The organism is Flammeovirga aprica JL-4 (assembly GCF_012844305.1).
Classification (GTDB): Bacteria; Bacteroidota; Bacteroidia; order Cytophagales; family Flammeovirgaceae; genus Flammeovirga; species Flammeovirga aprica.
The window spans coordinates 1-552 of the sequence record NZ_JABANE010000417.1 but is presented as its reverse complement, the minus strand read 5'-3'; the positions used below and the strand labels follow the sequence as shown (position 1 = coordinate 552).

Sequence of the window (552 nt, the reverse complement as noted above, 5' to 3'; positions counted from 1 at the left end):
CCCTGAAAGCGGCGGAGCTGCTGGTCCGCGAAGGGTTCGTGGTGCTGCCCTACTGCGGCGCCGATCCGGTGCTGTGTAAACGACTGGAAGAGGTGGGCTGCGCGGCGGTGATGCCGCTGGGTGCGCCGATCGGCTCCAATCAGGGGCTGGAAACCAAAGCCATGCTGGAGATTATTATCGAGCAGGCGACGGTCCCGGTGGTGGTCGACGCCGGGATCGGCGTCCCGAGCCATGCGGCGCAGGCGCTGGAGATGGGCGCGGACGCGGTGCTGGTCAATACCGCCATTGCCGTCGCCGACGACCCCGTGGCCATGGCCCGCGCCTTCCGTATGGCGATCGATGCCGGATTACTGGCGCGTCAGGCCGGACCGGGGGCACGCAGTACGCAGGCGCAGGCCACCAGCCCGCTCACCGGATTCCTGGAGGCGCTGGCATGAAAACCTTTAGCGATCGCTGGCGGCAGCTGGAGTGGGACGATATCCGCCTGCGCATCAACAGCAAAACCGCCGCCGACGTCGAACGGGCGCTGGCGGCCAAACAGCTCACCCGCGA

The 552-nt window shown here is 67.8% G+C and carries 1 pseudogene; it reads left to right on the top strand.

Annotated features, from left to right (window positions below):
* Positions 1 to 437, top strand: a pseudogene (gene thiG, locus HHU12_RS34700) (thiazole synthase); the annotation flags it as partial.
* Between the last annotated feature and the right edge of the window lie 115 nt (positions 438 to 552).